Source organism: Flavobacterium omnivorum, assembly GCF_900099915.1.
GTDB lineage: Bacteria > Bacteroidota > Bacteroidia > Flavobacteriales > Flavobacteriaceae > Flavobacterium > Flavobacterium omnivorum.
The window spans coordinates 26,640-51,128 of sequence record NZ_FNDB01000014.1 but is presented as its reverse complement, the minus strand read 5'-3'; the positions used below and the strand labels follow the sequence as shown (position 1 = coordinate 51,128).

General features: G+C 33.5%; 26 protein-coding genes and 1 pseudogene. 14 read left to right on the top strand and 13 right to left on the bottom strand.

Annotated elements, in window-relative coordinates; genetic code table 11:
* Positions 1-14 precede the first annotated feature (14 nt).
* The 4 genes from BLS90_RS12480 to rpsF all read right to left on the bottom strand — a co-directional run bounded on the left by BLS90_RS12480 (position 15) and on the right by rpsF (position 4,414).
* Positions 15-3,167: a TonB-dependent receptor gene (locus BLS90_RS12480; protein WP_091258195.1), complete on the bottom strand. Its 3,153-nt coding sequence runs from the start codon at positions 3,165-3,167 to the stop codon at positions 15-17.
* 100 nt (positions 3,168-3,267) lie between these two features.
* Complete coding sequence (gene rplI, locus BLS90_RS12475; RefSeq protein ID WP_091258193.1) at positions 3,268-3,708, bottom strand: 50S ribosomal protein L9; 441 nt, start codon at positions 3,706-3,708, stop codon at positions 3,268-3,270.
* Positions 3,709-3,773: 65 nt separating this feature from the next.
* A complete protein-coding gene (rpsR, locus tag BLS90_RS12470; RefSeq protein ID WP_066077030.1) occupies positions 3,774-4,070 on the bottom strand; it encodes a 30S ribosomal protein S18 in 297 nt (98 codons plus the stop codon).
* 2 nt (positions 4,071-4,072) lie between these two features.
* Positions 4,073-4,414, bottom strand: coding sequence for a 30S ribosomal protein S6 (rpsF, locus tag BLS90_RS12465; RefSeq protein WP_066077033.1), 342 nt, complete (start codon positions 4,412-4,414; stop codon positions 4,073-4,075).
* 165 nt (positions 4,415-4,579) lie between these two features.
* Here rpsF and BLS90_RS12460 point away from each other — a divergent pair.
* A pseudogene (locus BLS90_RS12460) lies at positions 4,580-5,276 on the top strand (LytR/AlgR family response regulator transcription factor).
* Positions 5,277-5,285: 9 nt separating this feature from the next.
* Here the strand turns inward: BLS90_RS12460 and priA are convergent.
* From priA to nadC, 4 genes are all read right to left on the bottom strand, one after another.
* Positions 5,286-7,736 (bottom strand): replication restart helicase PriA, encoded by a 2,451-nt coding sequence (gene priA, locus BLS90_RS12455; RefSeq protein WP_091258191.1) that lies wholly within the window; start codon positions 7,734-7,736, stop codon positions 5,286-5,288.
* 124 nt (positions 7,737-7,860) lie between these two features.
* Positions 7,861-8,289: a DUF2147 domain-containing protein gene (locus tag BLS90_RS12450; RefSeq protein WP_091258189.1), complete on the bottom strand. Its 429-nt coding sequence runs from the start codon at positions 8,287-8,289 to the stop codon at positions 7,861-7,863.
* A gap of 123 nt (positions 8,290-8,412) precedes the next feature.
* The gene (locus BLS90_RS12445; protein WP_091258187.1) at positions 8,413-9,321 is read right to left on the bottom strand and encodes a YihY/virulence factor BrkB family protein; all 909 of its coding nucleotides are present in this window, start codon (positions 9,319-9,321) and stop codon (positions 8,413-8,415) included.
* Positions 9,318-10,175: a carboxylating nicotinate-nucleotide diphosphorylase gene (nadC, locus tag BLS90_RS12440; protein ID WP_091258185.1), complete on the bottom strand. Its 858-nt coding sequence runs from the start codon at positions 10,173-10,175 to the stop codon at positions 9,318-9,320. The genes BLS90_RS12445 and nadC overlap by 4 nt, the downstream gene beginning before the upstream one ends.
* A gap of 287 nt (positions 10,176-10,462) precedes the next feature.
* On the opposite strand from nadC, the gene BLS90_RS12435 reads away from it, so the two are divergent.
* The 3 genes from BLS90_RS12435 to rlmH all read left to right on the top strand — a co-directional run bounded on the left by BLS90_RS12435 (position 10,463) and on the right by rlmH (position 11,981).
* Entirely contained in the window at positions 10,463-10,900 is a 438-nt protein-coding gene (locus tag BLS90_RS12435) for a hypothetical protein (RefSeq protein ID WP_091258183.1), read from the top strand.
* 32 nt (positions 10,901-10,932) lie between these two features.
* Positions 10,933-11,424 (top strand): CIA30 family protein, encoded by a 492-nt coding sequence (locus tag BLS90_RS12430; RefSeq protein ID WP_091258181.1) that lies wholly within the window; start codon positions 10,933-10,935, stop codon positions 11,422-11,424.
* Between the two features lie 83 nt (positions 11,425-11,507).
* The gene (rlmH, locus tag BLS90_RS12425) at positions 11,508-11,981 is read left to right on the top strand and encodes a 23S rRNA (pseudouridine(1915)-N(3))-methyltransferase RlmH (RefSeq protein WP_073353020.1); all 474 of its coding nucleotides are present in this window, start codon (positions 11,508-11,510) and stop codon (positions 11,979-11,981) included.
* 46 nt (positions 11,982-12,027) lie between these two features.
* Here rlmH and BLS90_RS12420 read toward each other — a convergent pair whose 3' ends face one another.
* Both BLS90_RS12420 and folP read right to left on the bottom strand, forming a co-directional pair.
* A complete protein-coding gene (locus BLS90_RS12420) occupies positions 12,028-12,648 on the bottom strand; it encodes a hypothetical protein (protein WP_091258179.1) in 621 nt (206 codons plus the stop codon).
* Between the two features lie 2 nt (positions 12,649-12,650).
* The gene (folP, locus tag BLS90_RS12415; RefSeq protein WP_091258177.1) at positions 12,651-13,475 is read right to left on the bottom strand and encodes a dihydropteroate synthase; all 825 of its coding nucleotides are present in this window, start codon (positions 13,473-13,475) and stop codon (positions 12,651-12,653) included.
* Between the two features lie 88 nt (positions 13,476-13,563).
* On the opposite strand from folP, the gene BLS90_RS12410 reads away from it, so the two are divergent.
* The 4 genes from BLS90_RS12410 to tpiA all read left to right on the top strand — a co-directional run bounded on the left by BLS90_RS12410 (position 13,564) and on the right by tpiA (position 16,918).
* Positions 13,564-14,109: a DUF1599 domain-containing protein gene (locus tag BLS90_RS12410; RefSeq protein ID WP_091258175.1), complete on the top strand. Its 546-nt coding sequence runs from the start codon at positions 13,564-13,566 to the stop codon at positions 14,107-14,109.
* Between the two features lie 19 nt (positions 14,110-14,128).
* Positions 14,129-15,229: a BT_3928 family protein gene (locus BLS90_RS12405; protein WP_091258263.1), complete on the top strand. Its 1,101-nt coding sequence runs from the start codon at positions 14,129-14,131 to the stop codon at positions 15,227-15,229.
* A gap of 358 nt (positions 15,230-15,587) precedes the next feature.
* Positions 15,588-16,082, top strand: a complete 495-nt coding sequence (locus BLS90_RS12400; RefSeq protein WP_091258261.1) for a TlpA family protein disulfide reductase — start codon at positions 15,588-15,590, stop codon at positions 16,080-16,082.
* 83 nt (positions 16,083-16,165) lie between these two features.
* A complete protein-coding gene (tpiA, locus tag BLS90_RS12395; RefSeq protein WP_091258173.1) occupies positions 16,166-16,918 on the top strand; it encodes a triose-phosphate isomerase in 753 nt (250 codons plus the stop codon).
* A 50-nt stretch (positions 16,919-16,968) separates the two neighbouring features.
* Here the strand turns inward: tpiA and BLS90_RS12390 are convergent, their stop codons facing one another.
* Positions 16,969-18,192 carry a porin gene (locus BLS90_RS12390; protein WP_091258171.1) on the bottom strand — a complete coding sequence of 408 codons (1,224 nt, stop codon included), beginning with the start codon at positions 18,190-18,192 and terminating at the stop codon, positions 16,969-16,971.
* A 94-nt stretch (positions 18,193-18,286) separates the two neighbouring features.
* Here BLS90_RS12390 and prmA point away from each other — a divergent pair, with 94 nt between their 5' ends.
* The 4 genes from prmA to BLS90_RS12370 all read left to right on the top strand — a co-directional run bounded on the left by prmA (position 18,287) and on the right by BLS90_RS12370 (position 21,517).
* Positions 18,287-19,147, top strand: a complete 861-nt coding sequence (gene prmA / locus BLS90_RS12385; RefSeq protein WP_091258169.1) for a 50S ribosomal protein L11 methyltransferase — start codon at positions 18,287-18,289, stop codon at positions 19,145-19,147.
* 46 nt (positions 19,148-19,193) lie between these two features.
* Positions 19,194-19,469 (top strand): ATP-dependent Clp protease adaptor ClpS, encoded by a 276-nt coding sequence (locus BLS90_RS12380; protein WP_066077086.1) that lies wholly within the window; start codon positions 19,194-19,196, stop codon positions 19,467-19,469.
* A 95-nt stretch (positions 19,470-19,564) separates the two neighbouring features.
* The gene (locus tag BLS90_RS12375) at positions 19,565-20,836 is read left to right on the top strand and encodes a sterol desaturase family protein (protein ID WP_091258167.1); all 1,272 of its coding nucleotides are present in this window, start codon (positions 19,565-19,567) and stop codon (positions 20,834-20,836) included.
* A 9-nt stretch (positions 20,837-20,845) separates the two neighbouring features.
* Entirely contained in the window at positions 20,846-21,517 is a 672-nt protein-coding gene (locus BLS90_RS12370) for a lysoplasmalogenase (RefSeq protein WP_091258164.1), read from the top strand.
* A gap of 44 nt (positions 21,518-21,561) precedes the next feature.
* Here BLS90_RS12370 and BLS90_RS12365 read toward each other — a convergent pair whose 3' ends face one another.
* Together BLS90_RS12365 and BLS90_RS12360 are read right to left on the bottom strand one after the other, a co-directional pair.
* Positions 21,562-21,978 carry a DUF6691 family protein gene (locus BLS90_RS12365; protein ID WP_091258162.1) on the bottom strand — a complete coding sequence of 139 codons (417 nt, stop codon included), beginning with the start codon at positions 21,976-21,978 and terminating at the stop codon, positions 21,562-21,564.
* A gap of 36 nt (positions 21,979-22,014) precedes the next feature.
* On the bottom strand, positions 22,015-22,575 hold the full coding sequence (locus tag BLS90_RS12360) for a YeeE/YedE family protein (protein WP_091258259.1): 561 nt from the start codon (positions 22,573-22,575) through the stop codon (positions 22,015-22,017).
* Positions 22,576-23,020: 445 nt separating this feature from the next.
* Here BLS90_RS12360 and BLS90_RS12355 point away from each other — a divergent pair, with 445 nt between their 5' ends.
* Positions 23,021-23,470: a 2-dehydro-3-deoxyphosphooctonate aldolase gene (locus tag BLS90_RS12355; protein WP_091258160.1), complete on the top strand. Its 450-nt coding sequence runs from the start codon at positions 23,021-23,023 to the stop codon at positions 23,468-23,470.
* 199 nt (positions 23,471-23,669) lie between these two features.
* Complete coding sequence (gene kdsA / locus BLS90_RS12350; RefSeq protein WP_091258158.1) at positions 23,670-24,488, top strand: 3-deoxy-8-phosphooctulonate synthase; 819 nt, start codon at positions 23,670-23,672, stop codon at positions 24,486-24,488.
* The last annotated feature ends 1 nt before the right edge of the window (position 24,489 follow it).

Sequence of the window (24,489 nt, the reverse complement as noted above, 5' to 3'; positions counted from 1 at the left end):
TTTATATGTTTCTTTTAAAAAATATATCTCACTCCAAACTGAGCTTGCCATCTTGAAGCTAAACTAGCGTCATAACTAAAAGTTTTAGTCTGATTACCGTTAAAAGTATACGTTGGAACTTTATTCACAACGTTTACACCAATTGGTTGAACGCTGTTAGGTTGTTGAATTAAACCCCAATCAGAATTCAGTAAATTTCCAAGATTTAAAACATCAAGACTCAATTGAATCGTATTCACTTTATTAGAAGCACCAACTTTAAAGTTATAATCTTGTAACACTTTAAAATCCCATTTTCCTCTCCACGGTGCTAAAGCTCCGTAACGTTCTGCATATTGACCTCTTCTTCCACTTAAATAATTGTCTTGATTAATATATCTATCCAATGCCGCACCTTGACCAGCACCAGAAAAAGTCATAGTAGCAATGTCAGCTGTTGTAGGAATATAAATTAAGTCATTTCCAAATGCACCATCATTATTAATATCTCCACCATATGTATAATTAAAACGTCCTCCTTGAGCATACTCAAAGAAAGTTGACACTGTTGTGGCCCACTTATCATCAGTTCCATATTTCCATTTTTTAGACCCAACACCAATAAAACGGTGCGTATCTCCATATTTAGAATTAGAAAGTTGATCATTATTTACATTTCCTAATGCCGGATTAAAATTGAAAGCATCTCCAGTAATCTCAGCTTCTATTGAATTAACATCCATTGATTTCAAATAGTTATAAGCAACACTTGCAAACAATCCATTATCAAACGTTTTTTGAAGTTTTACCGAAGTATTAAATGCACTTCCTTTATTAGAATTAGTTAATACATAAGCGTGAGAATCTGCTGGAAAACCAAAATCAGTCCAAACACCTTTATCAGCTGCGGCATAAATGGGTCTATTATCTGCACCTACTAAATTGGTAGTTGGTGTTTTCAATCCCCAATCCTGAACATGCACTGCGTTTAGATCTTTATTGTAGGACATATCAACCGTTAATATATAATTCCCTTTAAATTTATGATCTAAGCCTAGACTTGTTCTCCAAACTTGAGGAAATTTAAAATCAGTATCAACAACTTGATAGAAGAATGGATCAATTCCACTTACTTGATTTCCTATCCATACAAATGGAAGTCTTCCTGTAAAAATTCCAGTTCCACCGCGTAATTGAGTTGTTTTTTCACCATTAATATCCCAGTTAAAACCAACTCTTGGAGACCACAATAAAGCATTTCCTGGTAATACAGTCGAATTTAGATTTACAGTACTTCCGTCTTTAGGATCATAATAATTGATTCCTGGTAAATATCCTTCTGAGTTATCTGTGTCAATAAATTTTTGAATATTTTCTGCAGTGTTAAAATACAATGGCTTATCAGCTCTTAATCCGTAAATTAATTTAAAATCATCATTGATATTCCATTCATCTTGTACGTAAAATGCCAATTGACCTACAGTAGTTTCTGATAAATTCCAACCTCCATCAGTTCCAGCTTCTAATTTGTTTTTTGCATCAAAAGTGGTTTGAGCATTTGCAAAAGCTGTTGCATAATATCCATTATTTATATTGGTGGTAAATCCAGCCATATCAACACTTCCAAAAACATCAAAACCATACCCTTTTAAATTGAATGAATTTTTGAAAATGAATTTTTCAAAAGAAAAACCAACAGTAAAGGTATGATTTCCTCTTACAATGTTCATATTGTCAGTAATTTGCAATACTTTTTGATCCAATCTGTTATTGATAGAAAATGGTTCATGTCCTGCAATAATATATGGTGAACCGTCTTTTGTTATGCTAATGACTGGAGCAGGAGCAGAAAAAGGATTTCTAAAATCATTAAAATGAGTATAACCCACTTGCAATTTATTAGAAATTGTTTCCGTAAATTTAGAATTCAATTCAACTAAAAATGAACTAATTTGGTTGTTTATTTGATATCCAGAATTTTCAAATTGCATTGTATTATTATCTGGTCCTCTACGACGAATAGCAGTAGGATGTGCAGGTTTGTCTTTGGACGCATCAAGGAAATTATAAATAACAGCTAATTTATGATCGTCATTAATATTCCAATCAAGCTTTACAATTCCTTTATTAGAATTGGAGTAATGAGTGAAACCTTGATAAGAACCCGAATTATAACCCAATTTACCCAATTCAGTAGACACGTACATTAAATCTGTTGCTAATACTCTAGATTCATTTACTCCTATGGTGCTATTACCATCATTTGCAACAACATTTGATCCTGAATCACTACGTTTATCGATTTCAAAATTTGTAAAAAAGAATAATTTATTTTTAACAATTGGTCCACCAATACTAAAACCAGCTTGATTTTGCTCTAGCGAAGGAACAAAGATCTTTTCTCCTTTTATTTTATTTCCGGTCATATCTTGGTTTCTAAAAAAACCGTAGGCTGTACCATGAAATTCGTTTGTTCCTGACTTCGTAACTGCATTCACCGACGCTCCTGTAAAACCTGATAAAGTCACATCATAAGGAGCCGTAGCCACTTGGATTTGCTCAATTGCGTCTAAAGAGATTGGCTGAGCTCCGGTTTGTCCTCCAGGAGTTGCAGCATCTAACCCAAAAGGATTATTAAATACAGCTCCGTTTAAAGAGAAATTATTGAACTTGTCATTTCTACCACCAAAAGAACCACCACTTGCAGAAGGTTCTAGTCTAGTGAAATCTGAAGCTGATCTTGATATTGACGGTAATGTAGTTAATTCTCTGCGGCCAACAGTTGTTTCAGCACCAGTTCGACCACTGGAAAAAACTTTATTCTTGGCACCAGTAACTTTCACTTCATCTAATTTCTGACTGTCATCTTTCAAAAGAACATCCAGACTAAAAACCTTCCCTAAATCAAGATAAACATCATTGAATACTTCGCTTTGATAACCTACAAAAGTTACTACAATTTTGTAAGGACCACCAATTCTCATATTCAACATACTAAACCTTCCGTCTTCATTTGATAAAGCAGAATACTTAGATCCAGTAGGAGTATGAATTGCCTGCACTGTAGCTCCTGGCAGCGTCTCGTTGTTGGAACTTTTAACAAGCCCTTTAATACTTGAAGTAGTTGTTTGCCCTATCAAAGAGTAAAAACTACTTAAAACAAGTAATAATGTAATAAATTTTCTCATTTGTTTGAATTTGTGTTATTTATGGCGCAAAATTAAACAAAAAAAAATCACTCCGAAGAGTGATTTAATTATTTTATTAACAAAATATTAACAAAAAATATTATTTTTCTGCAACAATTTCATAATCCAATTCAACGATAACATCTCTGTGTAGACGAACACTAGCAGTATATTTACCAGTACGTTTAACAATTCCGCTTGTGATGAATTTTCTTTCGATTTGTTGACCACCTTTAGCTAAAGATTCAGCGATGTCAATATTCGTGATTGAACCGAATAATTTTTCACCACCTGCTTTTGCAAAGATTTTAATTTCAATAGCTTTCAAAGCTTCTGCCAATGCTTTTGCATCTGCTACTACTTTAGCTTCTTTGTGCGCTCTTTGTTTTAGGTTTTCAGCTAATACTTTCTTTGCAGAAGAAGTAGCTAAATGTGCTTGACCTGTTGGGATCAAAAAGTTACGACCAAAACCGTTTTTTACTGTAACGATATCGTCTTTAAATCCTAAATTTTGAACGTCTTGTCTTAAAATAAGTTCCATGTTGTTGTCCTTTGTTATAGAAGTTAGGTTTCATGTTTCAGAAAACCAACAACTGAGTTAAATTATTATTTTAGTAAATCCGCTACATAAGGCATTAAAGCTAAGTGACGCGCTCTTTTCACAGCAACTGACACTTTTCTTTGATACTTTAACGAAGTTCCTGTTAAACGACGAGGAAGAATTTTACCTTGTTCGTTTACGAATTTTAATAAGAAATCAGCATCTTTATAATCAATATATTTGATACCTGATTTTTTGAAACGACAATACTTTTTTTGTTTGTTTGTTTCTATATTCAAAGGCGTTAGATATCTGATATCTCCGTCTTTTTTTCCTGAAGCCGATTGTTGTAGTGTAGCCATGATTACGCTTTTGTTGCTTTTAATTTAGTTCTTCTTCTTTCAGCCCAAGAAATAGCGTGTTTGTCAAGACTTACAGTCAAGAAACGCATTACTCTTTCGTCACGTCTAAATTCAGTTTCAAAAGCAATAAGAACTTCTCCAGCTACTTTGAATTCGAATAAATGGTAAAAACCAGATTTTTTGTTTTGAATTTCGTAAGCCATTTTTTTAAGGCCCCAGTCTTCTTTCGACACCATTTCTGCTCCTCTACTAGTAAGAAAATCTTCAAATTTGCTTACTGTTTCCTTTACCTGAACTTCAGATAAAACGGGATTTAAAATGAAAACAGTTTCATAATGATTCATAAATATATATTTATTTGTTATTTTGGGTGCAAAAGTAAGCAATAATTCTTAGCAAACAAGTGTTATTCTATTTTATTCGACGTATGACAAAAAAAAATTGTTCAATTATTTTTTTTTAATAAAAAATTAGTAAGTTTACGTAGCCAAATCTTTAAATACATTACTATGAAACTAAACTGTGTCGTGGTGGATGATAGTTCTATCCAGAGAATGATTATCGCTAAATTAGTTAATAATCATCAAAATTTACATCTAATAGGCGATTTTTCTAATGCAATCGAAGCAAAAAGTTGTATGTCTATTCACAATGTGGATCTCATTTTTCTTGATATCGAGATGCCAGTGATTAGTGGTTTTGATTTTCTTGATGGCTTAAAAATTAAACCCCAAATTATTTTTATTACTTCTAAGTCTGAATATGCAATGAAAGCTTTTGATTACGATGCAACGGACTATTTACAAAAACCAATTGCAATTGATCGATTTAATGCGTCAGTTAAAAGAGCTATTGATTTTCATTTATTAAAAAAAAGATAATAAAGAAGAAGAAGGCGAACATATTTTCATTAAAAGCAATTTGAAAAAACTCAAAATTTTCACTTCCAAAATAAAATGGATTGAAGCATTTGGTGATTATGTTAGAGTGGTGACGGAGGAAGATAGTAATTTAGTGCTTTCTACAATGAAATCTTTTGAGAATGATTTATCCAAAGAAAAATTTGTCAGAGTACATAAATCATATATTATCAACATTGACAAAGTAGAGCGATTCAATAGTAAATACGCTGAAATTGGAATGACAAAAATTCCTTTAAGCCGACACAAAAAAGAAGATCTAGTGCGGGCACTTTCTTTCTCTTAAACTATTTCATTAATAGAAGTCTACATTTAACGAAACTTTTATGGCTCTAAACTGAGCAACAGCTTCAAAACTATTCAGTATTTTTTGAATGTTTTTCTTTGTGTTTCCAATAGACACATTGTGCGGTATTTTAATAATAATTGTACGAATGTATTCATTTCTAATGCGACTAATAGCAGGCTCCTCAGGCCCTAAAACCGGCACATTCAGGTTTTGACTCATGACTTGGTACAACCACATCGATCCTTCCTTCAATTTATCAAAATCACGCTGTTTCAAAGTAATTTTTATAATTCTGAAATAAGGAGGGTATTTGTAAATTTGTCGATCATACAACTGTTCTTTATACATTCCAAGATAATTATTAGTAGTGACTTGTTGTATCGTATTGTGATTGGGATTATACGTCTGTATGATTACTTTTCCTTGCTTTTCAGAACGTCCAGCTCTTCCGGCCACCTGAGTCATCATTTGAAAACTTCTTTCGAAAGCCCTAAAATCAGGATGGTATAACATATTATCTGCATTCATAATCCCCACTAAACTTACATTATCGAAATCCAAGCCTTTGGCTAACATTTGAGTTCCAACTAGGATATCCATTTCTCGATTTTTAAAACCATCAATAATTTTCTCGAAACCAAATTTTCCTCGGGTCGTATCTTGGTCCATTCGTCCTATTTTTGAATTTGGAAAAATCGAAAGTAGTTCTTGTTCAATTTGTTCGGTTCCAAAGCCTTTTGTAGTCAAATCAATACTAGAGCAGGCATGACAATGAGTTGGCTTAGCCATGGTATAACCACAATAATGGCATCGCAATTGGTTTTTATGTTTGTGATAAGTCAAGCTCACATCACATTGTTGGCATTGTGGTACGTGACCACAAGTAATACACTCTACTACAGGAGAATATCCTCGTCTGTTTTGAAATAAAATTACTTGTTCCCCTAAAGACAATGCACTTGTTATTTCTGCAATCAAAACATCGCTGAAATGTCCTGTCATTTTCTTGCGAAAGTATTTATCTTTCAAATCCACCAATTCGATATTTGGCATCATTACATTTCCATACCGTTTTGAAATCTCGACCAAACCAAATTTATCTGATGTAGCATTATAATAGGTTTCAATACTAGGTGTTGCCGAACCTAAGAGCACTTTAGCCTTATGGGAATGAGCAAAAACAATTGCTGCGTCTCGCGCATGATAACGCGGAGCGGGATCTACTTGCTTAAATGTTTGTTCATGTTCCTCATCAACGATTATAAATCCCAAATTATCAAAGGGCAAAAACAAAGCGGACCTAGCTCCTATTATTACTTGAGCTTTCTGGGAGTTTTGTAGTACTTGATTCCAAACTTCAATTCGTTCATTATTATTGTATTTCGAATGAAAAACAGCCACTTTGTTGCCAAAATAAGTTCTTAATCGGCCTACTAATTGCGTGGTTAAAGCAATTTCAGGAAGTAAATACAAAATTTGTTTTCCAGCTTCCAGATATTCTTCAATCAGTTTGATATATATTTCTGTTTTTCCGCTAGACGTTACACCATGTAGCAAACAGACCTCTTTTTGAACAAAACTAGCTTTTATGGCTACAAAAGCGTCCTGCTGAGCAGCACTCAATATCAATTCTTGTTCTTTTATTTCTCCATTGAATAGCACTCTGTCTTCCTGCAAAAAATAATCTTGTAAAATATCTTTTTCGACTAAGGCTTTTACAATCGCCGAAGAAGAATTAGCTTCTTCAACGAGTTTTTTTACAGTAATTGGTTTCTTTTCCATAGCGCTCAACTGGAAATAACGCATTACGATTTCCTTTTGTTTATGAGCACTTTTCAAAATTTCCAATAATTCGCTTAATCCTTGATTGCTGTCGTATTTAGAATGCAAACGCACATAACGCACTAACTTCGGTTTATAACTTTCTTGAATTTCTTCTTGAAGTACTAAGATGTTTTTATCAATTAACTTTTGGATGACAGGAAAAATATTTTTCTTGTTTAAGATTGCAATAATATCCTGAACTTTTAAACTATTTTGTTGTTGTAAAGCTTCGTAAACCAAAAACTCATCATCTGTGAGAAGGCTAGTATCGATAATCGCATTGGTTTTTTGAGAAATCAGAGTTTCGCTTTCCAGCAAAAGGGCACTAGGCATAGCACCTCGATACACATCCCCTATCGCACACATGTAATAGGAAGCTATCCATTGCCAATGTGCAATTTGGATTTTGGTTACAATAGGCAGTTCATCGAGAATTTGATGAATCTCCTTAGCTTCATATAGCGCGGGTTTGTTTTGATGAATTTCTATGACTAAAGCCGTATAAATTTTACTTTTTCCAAAAGGAACTGCCACTCTCATCCCTATTTGAATGTAATGAAACTCTGCCTCAGAAATACTGTAGGTAAATGTTTTAGCTAAGGAAAGTGGTAAAATTACTTCTACGAAATGCATTGATTTTCGGTTATCGGTTGTCTGTCGTCCGTTGTTAGGTAACGGTTATCCATTATCAATTGTCCGCTACCCAGTATCAATTTTGAATAGCGGACAAAGGAATAAGGATCGTAAACAAATAAAATTATTTTACTCTATTCCAGGTTTGTGTTCTTCCAAATAAAGCAACGCCAATGTACCCGCGTACTTTCAATTTGTCATTTCCGTCCAAAGCCAAAAAACATTTGTATTGTTTGCCTGTAGTTGGATCAAGAATTTTTCCTGAGTTGTACTCCTTACCCTCTTTTTTTAGTCCTTTGATGATAACAAGTCCCATAACAGGTTTGTTTTTTTCCTCACCAGAACATGCGGTACACAAACTTTTTTTCTTTTCCGCATCAATGATATCAACTATTTTTCCATAGATTTTACCTGAGCGTTCGTAGATTTCGACAATTGATTTGGCTTTACCTGTTTCGTCATCAATAGTTTTCCATTTTCCGATTACGCTGTGACTTTGACCATAAAAAGCCATTGAAATAAATAAGGCAAGCATTGTAATAGTGTTTTTCATTTTTTTATTTTTTAGCCCTGATAGCAGTGAAAATCCTTTTTTCTCGTTTCTTTAACGAGAAAAAAGATTGTAACGAATAGCAGGAAATAGCTCCAAAAAGTAAAACTATTTTGATTTAATTAATTATTCATTTTTTGCTTTTAACTTGTTTACTGCGGCATTCAGTTCAAAACCCAACAGTAATATCATGCAGTTGATCCAAATATAAAACATCAATACCAATAATGTCCCAATTGAACCATATAATTCATTGTATTGTGAAAACTTTGTGACCCAAATCCCAAAAAAATACGAATCCAAAACAATCAAAATGGTTGTAAATACTGACCCTATGGAAATGAAAGCTCTATTTTTGTCGTGTTTGGTACCAAATTTAAAAAGTATAGAGGTTGTGATTAAAATCATTGCAATAACGAATGCATAACGCCCTAGAACGACCAGTTGAACTTGGTCACTAAATACTGTTTTTTGTATAATGACCTCAAAAACAACGATTATCGATACGGTTACAATTAGTAAAAGCGATAATAATAAGGACATGCCTAATGCCACCAAATACTGGCGTATAAAACCTCTTTTTATAAGCACATGTCTAGAGGTTTCAAACCCTCCTAAGATTCCATTCAATCCATTGGCCATCAAAAAGATGGACAATATAAATCCAGAAGACAGTAAACCTGAATCACTATTATTAAGAATATCAGTAATGATTTTATAAATAGCATCATACGTATTAGGAGGAACTCCATCCTTGACAAACATCAAAAAATCTTCCTGAAAACCCACAATAGGTATAAATGGGATTAGATTTAAAATAAAAAGAGCAAAGGGAAACAACGCCATAAAGAAACTAAATGCAATGGCGCTCGCATGATAGGTCAAAGCGCTTTCTACAATTCCTAAGCCATACAATTCTAATAAATCATATAGAGACAACCCTTTTAACCACGGAAGCTTTATCTTTTTTAGACCATAGACGAGATTCCGTACAACTGGAATTCTTTGCAGTTTTGCTTCAATTTCTCTACTCATATTGCTTTTAAGCTCAAATCCATGTTATAAACAGAATGTGTTAAGGCACCTGAGGAAATAAAATCTACTCCGCAATCCGCATAACTGCGAATCGTATTTTCATTAATGTTCCCAGAGGATTCCGTCAAGGATTTATTACCGATCAAAGTTACCGCTTTTTTAGTATCCTCAAAATTGAAATTGTCTATCAAAATTCTGTAAACACCTTCGCTTTTCAAAATTTCATTGATTTCATCTAAATTTCTGGCTTCAACAATGATTTTAAGATCCAGATTTTTTTCCTTGAGATATGCTTTTGTTTTGGCTATAGCCAAAGTGATTCCGCCGGCAAAATCATTATGGTTATCCTTTAGCATTATCATGTCGTACAATGCAAACCGATGATTTTCACCTCCGCCAATTTTTACTGCCCATTTCTCACAAGCTCTAAAACCCGGAGTAGTTTTACGTGTGTCTAGAATTTTAGTTGATGTTCCTTCTAATAAACGAACGTATTCTTTGGTTTTAGTAGCAATTGCTGACATTCTTTGCATTGAATTCAAAACTACCCGTTCTGATTTCAAAATAGATTGTGAACTTCCGAAAACATGAAAAACGATATCGCCTTTTTGTACTGGAGTTCCATCCTGAATAAAAGTTTCAATTTGCAAAGTAGGATCTACATATTCAAAAACCATTTTAGCAAAAGCTACACCTGCAATAATACCGTCTTCCTTCACCAATAATTTTGCTTTTCCAGTTGCAGAAGCCGGAATACAGGCCAATGAACTGTAATCGCCAGGACCGACATCTTCCCGAATGGCGTTTTGAATGAGTATGTCTAACTCGTTTTTAAACTGTATGTCACTAATCATTTTATAGGAAATTTATTGAATGCTAAAGTAAGATATATTTTGTGGATTTGAAAATTTGTAGGTTGCGTTCTTTGGAAAAAAGATAAAAATGAATGTACTTTATTTAGAAACAGTACCCCAATTAGTAAAAAATTATATAAAATTACAGCGGTGAATCTTATAATAATCCTATTAAATGACTGACTACAATTAATGTATAAAACTCAACCTTTAGAATCCTACTATTTTATGTAGTGCAATCCTATTTAAAATCTTATATTTGAATTTAGTAATTAAAAACACTATTTATGAAATCTTTTTTAAGCTTACTTTTCGCAGCCTCTCTAGTTTTTACTTCTTGTAAAAAGGATGTAGAAACCCAAAATACAACTCCAATAAACGTTGTTCCGTTTACGGAAGTTGGCAGACAAATGAAAACTGAAACTGCTACAGCAAGCCAACAACAAAATACAACTGCGCAACCAACAACCGCCTCCGCTGGTACAAATCCTGCTCATGGCCAGCCGGGTCACCGCTGTGATATTGCAGTAGGAGCTCCTTTAAATGCTCCAGTTGCAACAACAACACAAACAAACCCTCAGCAAACTGCAAACGCTCCTGCACCAACAGTAACTACCACTGCAGTTCCAGTAGAAACAACTCCAACACCAGAAGGAATGAATCCGCCACACGGGCAAACCAACCATCGATGTGACATAGCTGTAGGGGCACCATTGCCAAAATAAGACTGTGAAAATTTATTTTTAAACTAAGAAAAATGAATCGAAAACTAATTTTTGAATTTAATGCCGATAGTGATTTAAGTCATTGGAAAGTAGTCAATGATGCGGTGATGGGCGGAAAATCAAAAAGTCAATTCCACCTTAATACTGAAGGAAACGGCACATTTGAAGGTGCTGTTTCTTTAGAAAATAATGGGGGATTTTGTTCCGTTAAATATGTCTTTGAACCCATTACTTTAGAAAAAAGCACGTTCATTTCCATCCGTTTAAAAGGAGATGGCAAAAAATATCAATTTAGAGTAAAATCTAACACCAGTGATTCCCATTCTTATGTTTATCACTTTCAAACTAACGCTGAATGGCAAACTATAGAAATTCCTATCAGCGAATTGTATCCTGCCTTTAGAGGACAAAAATTAAATATGCCCAATTATAATGGATCTAATTTAGAAGAAATAGCTTTCTTGATTGGGAATAAAAAAGAGGAACAATTTCAATTGGTTTTGGATCGAATTGAGGCTAAGTAGCTACTTTTTGACATATTCAAACCATAATAATTGATACAAAAGTTTCAATTTCTATATCTTTGCGGTCCTGAAATGTAATAAAAATGAACATCAAACTGATTGCTATTGGTAAAACCGATAATAAAGCACTACAAACTTTAATAGACGATTATACAAAGCGTTTGTCTTTTTATATCAAATTTGATTTGGATATTATCCCAGATATAAAAAATGTAAAAAACTTATCTGAAAGTCAACAAAAAGAGAAAGAAGGCGAATTGATTTTATCGAAAATTACGCCTACCGATCAATTGATTTTATTAGATGAAAACGGGAAAAATTTTTCCAGCGTAGGTTTTTCAGAGGAATTACAAAAGAAAATGAACTCCGGAATAAAAACTTTGGTATTTGTAATTGGTGGTCCGTATGGTTTTTCGGATACGGTTTATGCCAAAGCACAAGGCAAAATTTCACTTTCGTTAATGACATTTTCGCATCAAATGGTCCGCTTATTTTTTATCGAACAAGTGTATCGTGGCTTCACTATCTTAAAAAACGAACCGTATCATCACCAGTAATTATTTTGTTTAAAGTTTTCTTTGTTTGAAGTTTAAAGTTTAAAGTTTAGTAAATAAATTCCTGATTACTTTTCATTTCTAGTTTTAAACTTTCAATAAAAATTTTATTTTGTATATAACTCCCAAAGCTAAGATCTTTGTTAAAGCTCAAAGTAAAATTATTGGATTGTTCTTTTGATAAAATTTGGATCAATACTTCTTTGACTTTTTCTTTTTTGACAATCGTATTTTCAATTAAAATCTCATTATTCTTATCGAAAAATATAATGGTCCCCATAGGCTTCTCCATTTTGTAATACACATTTGTAAAACGTATAAAAGCTAAATTTTTCCCAATCGTATCTGCGTAAGAATAATAATTTTCGGCCTTTTCATTCTTGTGCGCTTTTTCTTCACGCTTCTTTTGTTGCAACTTAATCACTTCAGGAATAACTAGTCGCAGTGGCAACCGTTTGTCAATATTTAAAATCCAATTCGTAGAAATAATGCTGTTTTTTCGGTTTACTTCTGCCATTGTATCTTTATCTTTTGATCTAAAAAAAATATAAATAGGCGAATGATCTTGTACATCAGAGACAACCGTAACAGCTGATTTTGGCAACAAGATATCTTCTTTGTTTCCACAAGAAAAAAGTACAAAAAGAACAATTAGGGTAAAATATTTCATCTTTATAAATTAATTTTATTAAACAAGGTAACGCATTCCATAGCTTCTTTGACATCATGCACCCGAAGAATTTTAGCTCCTTTGGTCAATGCCAAAGTATTTAAAATAGTTGTTCCGTTTAAAGCCTTTTCTATTTTGGTATCCAGCGTTTTATAGATCATCGATTTTCTAGAAATTCCAATAAGCAATGGTAATTCTGGCATTTTAAACAATTCCATTTTTTGAAAAACCTCAAAATTTTGATCGGTCGTTTTAGCAAAGCCAAAGCCTGGATCTAAGATTAAATCATTGATTCCAAAACGTCTCGCTTCTGCTACTCGTTCTGAAAAATAAAACAGTATTTCTTTAACAATATCATCGTAATTTGTAAGACTTTGCATGGTTTTCGGATTGCCTCGCAGGTGCATCATAATATAAGGTACATTGTATTTTCCTACTACTTCAAACATGTTATCGTCTAGTTTTCCTGCAGAAATATCATTTATGATTGCGGCACCAATGCCAATAGTAGCTTTAGCAACTTCACTTCTAAAGGTGTCAATGGACAGCAGTGTTTCTGGAAACTGTTTTAGAATTAAATCGACCACTGGAACAATTCTTGAAATTTCTTCTTTTTCAGATACAAATTCTGCATTGGGTTTACTTGAATAAGCACCAATATCTATAAAAGCAGCGCCATCAAGTAGCATTTTTTCGACTTGGGAAAGGATTTCAGTTTCATTTTTATACTTTCCTCCATCAAAAAAGGAGTTTGGCGTCACATTCAAAATTCCCATTACTTTGGGCGTTGCTAAGTCAATGAGTATTCCTTTACAGTTAATGGTCATGCGTTTATGGTTTTAAAGACTTCAAAATTCTGCATTCAAAAAAAATATCTTATTTTTGAAAAAATTTGAATACAAATATACACCAATAATGAAGAATACTTCAAAGGAATATGACACAGTTATTGCAACTTGTCGCGCGCTGTTTGTCAACAAAATGAAAGATTATGGCTGTGCTTGGCGCATTTTAAGATTGCCCTCGCTTACCGACCAAATCTACATTAAAGCCCAAAGAATTAGAAGCTTGCAAGAAAACGAGGTTCGTAAAATTGAAGAAGATGAAACAGGTGAATTTATAGGAATCATCAATTATTCCATTATGGCGTTGATTCAACTGGAATTAGGCGTTGCTGACCAACCTGACTTAACTGTTGGAAAGGCGACTGAATTATACGATTCCAAGGTAAAACTGACCAAAGATTTAATGGAAAATAAAAATCATGATTATGGGGAAGCTTGGCGTGAAATGCGTGTGAGCTCGCTAACCGATTTGATTTTACAAAAATTGCTTCGCGTCAAACAAATTGAAGACAATAAAGGAAAAACTATAGTTTCTGAAGGAATCGATGCTAATTATCAGGATATGATTAATTATTCGGTTTTCGCGTTGATTTTAATAGGTTTTGGAAATAAATAATATAAGCAATCAAAAAAAAATGAAAAATATAATTACTCAATTTTCTAGAATTTTCGTTGGAATACTGTTCATAATTTCAGGATTAATTAAATTAAATGACCCTATTGGTTTCTCTTACAAACTGGCAGAATATTTCAGTGAACCTGTTTTCAACATGCCTTTTTTCATACCGTTTGCGTTAGCAATAGCCTTATTTTTAGTAATTTTAGAAGTAGTTTTAGGAATTATGCTACTTATTGGATATAAAACTAAATTTACTGTTTGGAGTTTATTACTCTTGATCGTGATGTTCACTTTCCTAACTTTTTATTCTGCTTATTTTAATGTGGTGAAAGATTGTGGTTGTTTTGGTGATGCTTTGAAACTGACGCCTTGGCAATCCTTCACAAAGGATATTGTCCTGTTATTTTTTATCCTTATATTGTATTTTAATAGAAAATTGATCCAGCCATTGTTTAACAATAATGTTCAAAATATTGTTATTTATGCCAGTATCGTTTTATCTTCCTTACTGGGAGTATTGGTTTTGAATCACCTACCATTAATTGATTTTAGACCGTTCAAAGTGGGAAATAATATCCAAAAAGGCATGCGCATTCCTGATGGTGCTGAAAAATCAGTGGTTGAAATGGTTTTTATGTACAAAGTGGGCGGTGTTGATAAAGAATTTACTGAAAAAGACTTAATGAATATTCCAGAAGGAGCCGTATTTGTAGACCGAAAAGACAAAGTAATTACGGAAGGTTATGTACCGCCTATTCATGATTTTACTATGGAAAAAGAGGGTTCGGACTATAAAGAAGAATTTTTAGAATCACCAAAAGTGATGCTGATAGTGGCCTACGATTTAGTGCATGCAGATGAAGATGGCTTGGCCAAAATGGAAAAGCTAAATGCAGATGCTAAAGCAAAAGGATACCAAGTAATTGGTATGACCGCTTCCTCACCAGAAGAAATAGCTACCGCAAAAAAGAAATTCGGAATGACCTTTGATTTCTATTTCTGTGACGCTATCACCTTAAAAACCATCGAAAGAGCTAATCCTAGTATCGTCATTCTAGATAAAGGAACAATACTGCAAAAAGTGCATCACAATGATCTCGCAGACTTGAAATTATAGGCGAAATTTAAGTTAGTAATCAAGTAAGAGAAACTAAGAACACTTTTATGTAACTATTATTTTTTATAAAATTAGGATGGGAACTTCAAGCACTTTTTAGGAGTAGTGGCAGGTTCCCATCCTTTTTATTTAGGACCTATCAGTGAACTGTAAGACAAGAAATAGTAGGATAAAAAGCACTATTATTTAGTCTAAAAAACAAAAGGCATGTTACTAATTTGAAATTTTTTATTTGTCCTAATTATTTATCAACTACAACGATATCATTGCGTATTATTAAAGTTCAACTTCCAAAAAAGAGCATTCTATGGGAATGGTTCAAATTGTTTTATTAACTTTGTTAGAAAACAATTTGATAATGAAAAAAATAATACTACTTCTAATTACAGCTGTAACATTTTCGTGTTCTAAACCTCAAAAAACAGAATTCTCCAAAGCTGCTTTATCAGAAACCCTTTTAGCCACGGATGGAAGTCAAGTCGCTTTTAAAGACATCTTAGAAAAATACAAAGGAAAAACTGTAGTGATTGAAGTCTGGGCCTCTTGGTGCGGCGATTGCGTAAAAGCAATGCCAAAACTAAAAGAACTACAAGCTAAAAATCCTGATGTTTCGTACCTGTTTATTTCAATGGACAAAACTGCTGATAAATGGAAAATTGGAATTGAAAAACACGATTTAAAAGGAGATCATTTCATGGCAAATGACCAGATGAAGGGCGTTTTTGCAACAGCTGTGGATGTAGATTGGATTCCGAGATACATCGTGGTTGACAAAAACGGAAAAATCGCTTTGTACCGTGCTATTGAAACTGATTTTGATCAAATCAACGATACCTTAGAAAGTTTAAGATAAAATTTCTAAAACAAAGAGAAAGAGAATTCTATTGAAAGAACTTTCAAAAATTTAAAACCAAAACTAAAAATAACACAACTAAGATGAGAAAAAAGATTGTTGCAGGAAACTGGAAAATGCATAAAAATGCAGAACAAACAGAAGATTTATTGAATGAATTAATAGCAAAAATCCCAACTGAGACTATAGTGCAAGTTATTGTAGCTCCTACTTTTGTAAACTTGGCTTCTGCTGTTGATCATTTGGAATTTACTAATATTGAGGTTGCTGCGCAAAATGTTCATCAAGCAGAAAGTGGTGCTTTTACTGGCGAAATCTCCGCTGATATGTTGAAAAGTGTAGGTGTGGATACTGTAATTCTGGGACATTCAGAACGCAGAGCTATTTTCCATGAAACTGACGCATTAATAGCGAATAAAGTAAATACCGCATTGGAACATGACATGAGAGTTATCTTTTGCTTTGGAGAAGAATTAAAGGACCGTCAATCTAAAAATCATTTTAATGTCGTTGAAAATCAATTAAGAGATGGTATATTTCACATTGAAACTAAGGACTGGGAAAGTATTGTTTTGGCCTACGAGCCTGTTTGGGCAATAGGAACTGGAGAGACAGCGTCTCCAGAACAAGCACAAGAAATGCATGAGTTTATCAGAGAAACCGTTCGCAAAGCTTTTGGTAGTGATGTTGCTGAAAACGTATCTATCCTTTATGGTGGAAGCGTAAAACCGGACAATGCAAAAGAAATTTTCTCTAAACCAGATGTTGACGGAGGTCTTATTGGTGGTGCCGCACTCAAAGCAGACGATTTTGTTGCCATTGTAAACGCATTATAAAAGTTTATTAAAAAACGTAAAAAAGCGGTGATTTCTATTACCGCTTTTTTTTATATGCCTATCTCCACCTGAAAACGCACATACCAATTATTTTTTATACTCCCATCAAAATAATTTAAAGTATCAAAAGTTAATTCACTTTGAAGTTTGAAACTGTGCTCCCAAATGTATTTAGTTAAGCCCACCGTGTATTGTTTGGAATCTGGGGCTAAAGCCTGAATATCTTTCCCTAGTTTTTGTGTTGAATATCGCCCAATGACCTCGTAATTTGAAGGAAAATTATAACTCAACTGATAATCAAATCCACTACCAACATAAGCGAAATTTGATTTTGAACTATCCTCTGGATTTACTGTCACAGCATTTCTTGACGTAGCTCTAGACATGTAACTTGACATTGCAGCCCATCCATTGTATTTTAACATGACATCTAACATTACAGCTTTCATCGTGCGGGCTTCAAACAAATCATTTCCTAATTGCCCTTGTGTTCTTTTGGCGTGATTATTTTGTTGAAAAGCTCCAGAAAGTAATAATTTAGGTCTTTTTTCTCTAATGATATCTCCTTCAAAATAAGTTCCGTCTTTAGTAAAAGATCCAAAAGGCAAAAGTTCCACTTTACCAGTCACTGCGACTCCGGCATCCGCATTTCCGGTGATGTTGCGTCCTTCACCACTAGAAATAGCCGTTTTAAAATTATATGAAAATTTATCTTTAAATTCATTCATATTATGGATTTGAAAACCAAAATCCCTATCAATCGTAAAGCGGGCATTATTAATAGAGCGATCCGTTAATTGCAACCCCCCGGACGAATTAACACGCTGACGATTTCCAGGTAATTTAGTTTGTCCAAAACTAATATTCCAGTGTTTGTTGGGTCTGTAAAAAACAACTGCATCCCGAATAATATTTAAATTTTCCCCATCTTTAATTTCTCCCACATCACCTGGAGCAAATGATAATTGGACTGCATATAAAAATTTTGGTGAACCCACATATCCATCCAATCGCAAACGCAAGCGTCTAATTTGTCCATCATAAGCTCCAACTTCTCTATCATTCTCTAGATAAGTTACTCTGTTTTGCATCCGAAACCGAATATTCAATTGGTATAAACTGTCCGGAGAAGTAATTCCAATTCCTTTTCCAAAACTGTAGTACGGAAGTGCCGATAATTTTAAATCGTTATCCTGTTTCGTTTGTTTGATGTTTTCTTGCGCAGTTCCTGAAAAACTGTGCAAAAACACCAAAAAAAGTGTCGCTTTTTTCATTGTTAGTAGTGTGTTCCTTTTGCAAATGTAAAATAAAAATTGATTTCCAAATGCGATTTAAATAGTGATTGTTACCTTTGCAAAAAAAAGAAGCATGTCAAACATATACATTGGATATCATTTTACTATTGAATCAAAAGGCCAAAGCGATAGCGAACAAGCGAAACAATTAGGTTCTGAAATATTAATCGCCGAGTTAGGAGAAAAGGCGTTTGAGAGTTTTACCGAAACGCAAACGGGAATTTCAGCTTTTGTTCAAAAGGATTTATGGGACGAAACTATTTTAGAAGACATTCATATTTTACAGTCGGAAGAGTTTACAATCACGTATACTTTTGAAGAGATAGCACAAGTCAATTGGAATGAAGAATGGGAAAAGAATTTTGATGCTATAGATGTCGATGGAAATTGCCATGTCCGAGCGCCTTTTCACCCAAAAACCAATGCCGAATTTGATATTGTAATTGAGCCAAAAATGAGTTTTGGAACGGGTCACCATGAAACAACGCATATGATGATTCAACATTTATTAGAAATGGATGTTACCGGACAAAAAACGCTCGACATGGGCTGTGGAACTGCAATTTTAGCAATCCTTGCTGAGATGAAAGGAGCACAACCTATTGATGCAATTGATATTGACAACTGGTGTTACCTAAACTCTATCGAAAATGCAGAACGCAATAACTGCAAACACATTACCGTTTATGAAGGAGAAGCTGCTTTATTGGCAGGCAAAAAATACGATTTGATTATTGCCAACATCAACAGAAACATTTTGTTGAACGATATGCAAAGTTATGTTGACAGCTTAAATCCAGATGGAACATTGCTTTTAAGCGGTTTCTACCAAGAGGATATTCCATTCATAGACGCTTCTTGCACGGAGAAAGGATTAACTTATGTTAAAAAACTAGAAAGAAACAATTGGGTATCTTTAAAATATGTAAATTAGTAGTGATGTTTTTTTATTAATTACGAAAGTACAACAACCTACAAAAATGAGTACTAAAGAAAAAGTAAGAGAAAGAGTAAGTGTCAAAGAAGCAATACAATTAGACCATGAAATTGTAGTTTACAACGATGATGTAAATACTTTTGACCATGTTATTGAAACTTTAATTCGCGTTTGTGATCACACGCCTGAACAAGCAGAACAATGCTCCTTGATTGTGCATTATAACGGAAAGTGTACCGTAAAAACAGGTTCTTACGAAAAATTGAAACCACAATGCACCCAATTATTGGAAGCAGGTTTAAATGCAGAGATCATTTAAAAAATAGTAGAAACTTCCCAGAGAGAAATAAAACACTGTGCTTCATTTAAAAACATTTTCTTTTATTCTATATTTGAATATTAAAAATAGTTTTTATGGAAGAATATGGTAAAATTTTAGTTTTTGTAATGCCCATTTTTTTAATTTTAATTATCCTTGAAAAAATATATGGGCATTACAAAGGAGAAGATACATCCCCAAATATGGACTCCGTTTCGAGCGTAAGCTCTGGAATGGTTAATTCCTTAAAAGATGTATTGGGACTCAGTATCACGCTAGTTTCTTACGATTGGATTGCCTCTAAAATAGCTTTATTTGATTTAGATGCAACTGTTTTAACTTATGTTATTGGATTCATTGCCATTGATTTTTATGGCTATTGGAGTCATCGACTGTCACATCAAATTAATTTTTTATGGAACAAACACGCTATTCATCACAGCAGTGAGGAATTCAATTTGGCTTGTGCCCTTCGCCAGCCCATTTCCAGTTTTGTAAATCTGTTTACCTTTTTATTGATTCCGGCAGCCCTATTAGGAGTTCCCTCCAAAGTGATTGCAATAACACTTCCTATTCATTTATTCCTTCAATTCTGGTACCATACCAAGCACATTAAGAAAATTGGTTTTCTGGAACACATACTGGTTTCTCCCTCCCATCACAGGGTTCATCACGCCATAAATCCCGAATATATGGATAAAAATCATTCCCAAATATTTATAATTTGGGACAAATTGTTTGGCACTTTTCAAGTAGAATTAGCAGCGGTTCCGCCCGTTTTTGGAATCACAAGACCTGCTAGAACATGGAATCCAATCCGCATTAATTTCCAACATTTGTCATTGCTAATTACAGATGCTTGGCGCGCCGAAAACTGGAAAGATAAGTTTACAATTTGGTTCAAACCTACAGGTTGGCGTCCAGAAAATTTTGAAGAAAAATATCCAGTAACTAAAATCACCAATGTATATAACTTTGAAAAATATGGAACTCAACATTCTAAAAAACTGATGTATTGGTCCATTTTTCAGGCAATTGTTACTTTATTATTAATTAGCTATCTGTACAACTCCATTGCATTAATAGGCTTACCAAATGTATTTATTTACGGTGCTTTTATTTTTTTGACCGTTTATAGTTACACGGAATTAATGGATACGCGCAAAATTTCTATAGTATGGGAAAGTATCCGTTTTGTGGTTGGTATTGGATTAATTTTCTATTTTGGAGATTGGTTCGGAATGAACCAACTTTTTCCTTTTGCTAGTTACATTATTGCGGCTTACCTTCTTTTATCTCTAGTAGTAACGCTCTATTTTATAAAAAGTAATTTTGAAAAACAAACATTAATGGTACTTCAATCCTAAAATCACCTTATGAAAAGCAATATAATAGTAAAAAGTTTTATTGGTTTTAGTCTGGTTTATCTTTTGCTAATTCTATTGGGAAGAGAAGATATTGCATGGTTTTTAAAACCATTTTTATTGTCGTTTTTAATTCTGGCAGTTTATGCACATGAAAGATTCGTTACCAAAAAAATTCTATTAACCGCATTGACACTGTCTTGGATAGGTGATATGATCTTAATGTTTGCGGATCGAGGACAGTTTTATTTTATCGCAGGATTAATTGCTTTTCTACTTTCGCATATTTTCTACATCGTGCTTTTTAGCAAACAATTAAAAATATATTTAAAGAAAAGTAAAACCATTTATTGGGTTGGAGTTACTGCTATAGCCTTTTATTTAATTGTGCTGCTGTTGCTTTTATTACCTACTTTAGGAGACTTAAAAATTCCAGTTATTATTTATGCACTGACAATTTCAATTATGCTATTATTTGCCTTGAAAGGCTTTTTGAACTGGCAAAAACCAGCTAACATCTATATTCTAATTGGAGCTATTGTTTTTGTAACATCGGATAGTATTTTGGCATTGGATAAATTTTATACTCCATTGCAATACAGTTCCTTTTTAATTATGACAACTTACCTCAGTGCGCAGTACTTGATTGTTGTTGGCATTTTAAAATTAAACCAAAAAAAGTAGTGTTTTCCATTGAAAACACTACTTCATCGATAGATTTATTTTAATTAATGAGGCAATTTACTCTTTAGTAATCCATAGAGATAGGTTCCTACAAGTGCTCCAAAAAGCACAATTAATACCGTCCAAAAACCAGCACCAAGCAAAATGAATATAGGCCCTGGACAGGAACCCACTAGAGCCCAACCCAATCCAAAAAATAATCCTCCAATCACATACCGTGCTGATCCTTTTTCTTTGTCAGGGATTTCAATGGATTCTCCTTTAATGTCTTTTATGTTATTTCGTTTTATGATTTGGATTCCAATTATTCCTGTCAAGATCGCAACCGAAATAATTCCGTACATGTGAAAAGACTGAAATTGAAACATTTCATAAATTCGATACCAAGAAACCGCTTCTGATTTGGTCAATACAATTCCGAAAACAAATCCAACCAAAAGATATTTTAATATATTTTTCATACTTTGTATTTAAAATTTTAAATGATGATTACTTTGCTAGTTTAGAATTAAAGGCAATAAAAAATGAGCCATAATCAAACCACCTATAAAAAATCCAATAACGGCTTTCAAAGAAGGAATTTGCAAATTACTTAATCCTGAAATAGCATGCCCAGAAGTACAACCACCAGCATAACGAGAGCCAAAACCAATCAGGACACCACCAATAAGCAGTATGAAAATACTTTTTGGAGATTCTAGAATGGACATTCCAAAAAGGGCATCTGGCACTAATTTTCCGTTTGGAGCATCTATTCCCAGCGTCGCTAATTGCTCAATTGTGTCAGGATTAATGTTTACATTTGAAGCATCACTCATAAAATGAACGGCAACAAAACCACCTAACATCGCACCAAGAACCACAACTAAATTCCATCTTTGTGCTTTCCAATCGAAATCAAAAAAGGCTACTCGTTTTCCTAAACCAGCCATAGAACAAAGCGAGCGTAAATTAGAAGACATCCCGAAAGACTTTCCAAAATAAATAAGAGCTAACATAATCAAGCCGATTAAAAAACCGGAAACGTACCAGGACCATGTTTGAAAAATAATATCCATATTGTTTTTTTGTACAAAGATAAGAAGCATTTTACGAGATTTTGGAAGAAATGCTACTTTCGCTAAAAAAGTGGGAATCTAAATTATTAAGGGAACACGCACTAAGGTCTAAAGTTCTGTTTATATTTGTATATTTAAATTGCATGGTATTATAATTGCTATTTAAATTTTACTACCATGTCCTAAAATTAAAAGCATTAAATTTTAAACATATGAGTCATGTAAGCTAAAAAAGATTATTTGTAAAATTAGGGTTAAAAAGTAAATATAAGTTAAAAATATTCTTTATCAGGTAAAGAGACTTTTCTTAAATGAACTACAAACTTTACTCGATTTTATTCAAATTAAAAAACTTATTTGTCTTATATGTTTAAAAATATTTACTAAACACAATGCTGTTATTTCAAGACTTAAGCGAATTTACACAATAATTTTATTTTAAAATATGAACAAATCAATCCTTCTTATTGCTTTACTTATTAGTTTAGCTTCTTGCTCCAGTACGCAATCTACTTTGAAAAATACGGATGATAATGCCCCAAACCTAGTGCTAAATAAAGACAACACTTTTGTGATTACTGCATACAGCAAAGACAAAAAATATGGTTACGATAAAGATTATCCCATCAATATTTTCTTTAATAACACTAAAAATGAAACCGTAAATCAACAACGATTTTTGAATGCATTAGCAGGACCTAATGGTGAAAAAATCACGTTTAACAAATTAGAAAGCTGTTGTCCGTTTCCAACAAAAAGAAGTGAACTTGGCGCTGGATTTTTAGAGGTATTTGCAATAAAGTGGGCTGGGCAAAAAAAACCAATTCTGCTTTACTTAAACATCTATGAAAAAGGAATTTTGATGATTCCAGTGGGACTTACATTGAAAAAATAACCACTTTAAAATCCCATAATATCTATGCTTACCAATTCCCTAGCCCTGATGGAAGTGTAAATCCTCCCGTTTTTCAGGGAGATTGAAGCGAACAGCAGGAAACAGCTCCTAAAAAAAAGTTAATGCCCCAAATTATTTGGAAATCGTAAATCGTAAATCGTAAATCATAACTACCTTTGCACCTTTAAAAAATCATACTATGAACCTACAACATATTCCACAAATCAAATATACTGAGAGTGGCAATTTCTTTCTTCTAGCGGGTCCTTGTGCTATTGAAGGAGAAGAAATGGCGATGCGAATTGCCGAAAAACTAGTTGGTATTACTGATACATTACAAATTCCTTTCGTTTTTAAAGGTTCTTTCAAGAAAGCAAACCGTTCTAGAATTGACAGTTTTTCAGGAATTGGAGACGAGAAAGCACTGAAAATCCTCAGAAAAGTCTCGGAAACGTTTAAAGTTCCTACCGTTACCGATATTCATACAAATGAAGATGCTGATATGGCTGCTCAATATGTTGATGTGCTGCAAATTCCCGCTTTTTTAGTGCGTCAAACAGATTTAGTAATGGCTGCTGCCAATACCGGAAAAGTGGTCAATTTGAAAAAAGGACAATTCATGAGTCCGGAAAGTATGAAACACGCGGTTCAAAAAGTATTGGATTGTCACAATGAAAACGTGATGGTTACGGATAGAGGAACCATGTTTGGCTACCAAGACATGATTGTTGATTTTAGAGGAATTCCTACGATGCAACAATATGCTACTACTGTTCTTGACGTTACACACTCACTACAACAACCCAACCAAACAGCTGGCGTAACTGGCGGAAGACCTGATATGATTGAAACTATTGCCAAAGCTGGTATCGCTGTAGGCGTAGACGGAATTTTTATTGAAACCCATTTTGATCCTGCCAATGCAAAAAGCGATGGTGCAAACATGTTGCATTTAGATTATTTTGAATCCTTAATGACGAAGCTAGTTGCCATCAGAAAAACAATTAATACATTTTAAA

What these genes read in the sequence shown, in the direction of transcription:
- BLS90_RS12480 (WP_091258195.1), bottom strand. Translation starts at nt 3,167, where the DNA reads ATGAGAAAATTTATTACATTATTACTTGTTTTAAGTAGTTTTTACTCT.
- rplI (WP_091258193.1), bottom strand. Translation starts at nt 3,708, where the DNA reads ATGGAACTTATTTTAAGACAAGACGTTCAAAATTTAGGATTTAAAGAC.
- rpsR (WP_066077030.1), bottom strand. Translation starts at nt 4,070, where the DNA reads ATGGCTACACTACAACAATCGGCTTCAGGAAAAAAAGACGGAGATATC.
- rpsF (WP_066077033.1), bottom strand. Translation starts at nt 4,414, where the DNA reads ATGAATCATTATGAAACTGTTTTCATTTTAAATCCCGTTTTATCTGAA.
- priA (WP_091258191.1), bottom strand. Translation starts at nt 7,736, where the DNA reads ATGCATTTCGTAGAAGTAATTTTACCACTTTCCTTAGCTAAAACATTT.
- BLS90_RS12450 (WP_091258189.1), bottom strand. Translation starts at nt 8,289, where the DNA reads ATGAAAAACACTATTACAATGCTTGCCTTATTTATTTCAATGGCTTTT.
- BLS90_RS12445 (WP_091258187.1), bottom strand. Translation starts at nt 9,321, where the DNA reads ATGAGTAGAGAAATTGAAGCAAAACTGCAAAGAATTCCAGTTGTACGG.
- nadC (WP_091258185.1), bottom strand. Translation starts at nt 10,175, where the DNA reads ATGATTAGTGACATACAGTTTAAAAACGAGTTAGACATACTCATTCAA.
- BLS90_RS12435 (WP_091258183.1), top strand. Translation starts at nt 10,463, where the DNA reads ATGAAATCTTTTTTAAGCTTACTTTTCGCAGCCTCTCTAGTTTTTACT.
- BLS90_RS12430 (WP_091258181.1), top strand. Translation starts at nt 10,933, where the DNA reads ATGAATCGAAAACTAATTTTTGAATTTAATGCCGATAGTGATTTAAGT.
- rlmH (WP_073353020.1), top strand. Translation starts at nt 11,508, where the DNA reads ATGAACATCAAACTGATTGCTATTGGTAAAACCGATAATAAAGCACTA.
- BLS90_RS12420 (WP_091258179.1), bottom strand. Translation starts at nt 12,648, where the DNA reads ATGAAATATTTTACCCTAATTGTTCTTTTTGTACTTTTTTCTTGTGGA.
- folP (WP_091258177.1), bottom strand. Translation starts at nt 13,475, where the DNA reads ATGACCATTAACTGTAAAGGAATACTCATTGACTTAGCAACGCCCAAA.
- BLS90_RS12410 (WP_091258175.1), top strand. Translation starts at nt 13,564, where the DNA reads ATGAAGAATACTTCAAAGGAATATGACACAGTTATTGCAACTTGTCGC.
- BLS90_RS12405 (WP_091258263.1), top strand. Translation starts at nt 14,129, where the DNA reads ATGAAAAATATAATTACTCAATTTTCTAGAATTTTCGTTGGAATACTG.
- BLS90_RS12400 (WP_091258261.1), top strand. Translation starts at nt 15,588, where the DNA reads ATGAAAAAAATAATACTACTTCTAATTACAGCTGTAACATTTTCGTGT.
- tpiA (WP_091258173.1), top strand. Translation starts at nt 16,166, where the DNA reads ATGAGAAAAAAGATTGTTGCAGGAAACTGGAAAATGCATAAAAATGCA.
- BLS90_RS12390 (WP_091258171.1), bottom strand. Translation starts at nt 18,192, where the DNA reads ATGAAAAAAGCGACACTTTTTTTGGTGTTTTTGCACAGTTTTTCAGGA.
- prmA (WP_091258169.1), top strand. Translation starts at nt 18,287, where the DNA reads ATGTCAAACATATACATTGGATATCATTTTACTATTGAATCAAAAGGC.
- BLS90_RS12380 (WP_066077086.1), top strand. Translation starts at nt 19,194, where the DNA reads ATGAGTACTAAAGAAAAAGTAAGAGAAAGAGTAAGTGTCAAAGAAGCA.
- BLS90_RS12375 (WP_091258167.1), top strand. Translation starts at nt 19,565, where the DNA reads ATGGAAGAATATGGTAAAATTTTAGTTTTTGTAATGCCCATTTTTTTA.
- BLS90_RS12370 (WP_091258164.1), top strand. Translation starts at nt 20,846, where the DNA reads ATGAAAAGCAATATAATAGTAAAAAGTTTTATTGGTTTTAGTCTGGTT.
- BLS90_RS12365 (WP_091258162.1), bottom strand. Translation starts at nt 21,978, where the DNA reads ATGAAAAATATATTAAAATATCTTTTGGTTGGATTTGTTTTCGGAATT.
- BLS90_RS12360 (WP_091258259.1), bottom strand. Translation starts at nt 22,575, where the DNA reads ATGGATATTATTTTTCAAACATGGTCCTGGTACGTTTCCGGTTTTTTA.
- BLS90_RS12355 (WP_091258160.1), top strand. Translation starts at nt 23,021, where the DNA reads ATGAACAAATCAATCCTTCTTATTGCTTTACTTATTAGTTTAGCTTCT.
- kdsA (WP_091258158.1), top strand. Translation starts at nt 23,670, where the DNA reads ATGAACCTACAACATATTCCACAAATCAAATATACTGAGAGTGGCAAT.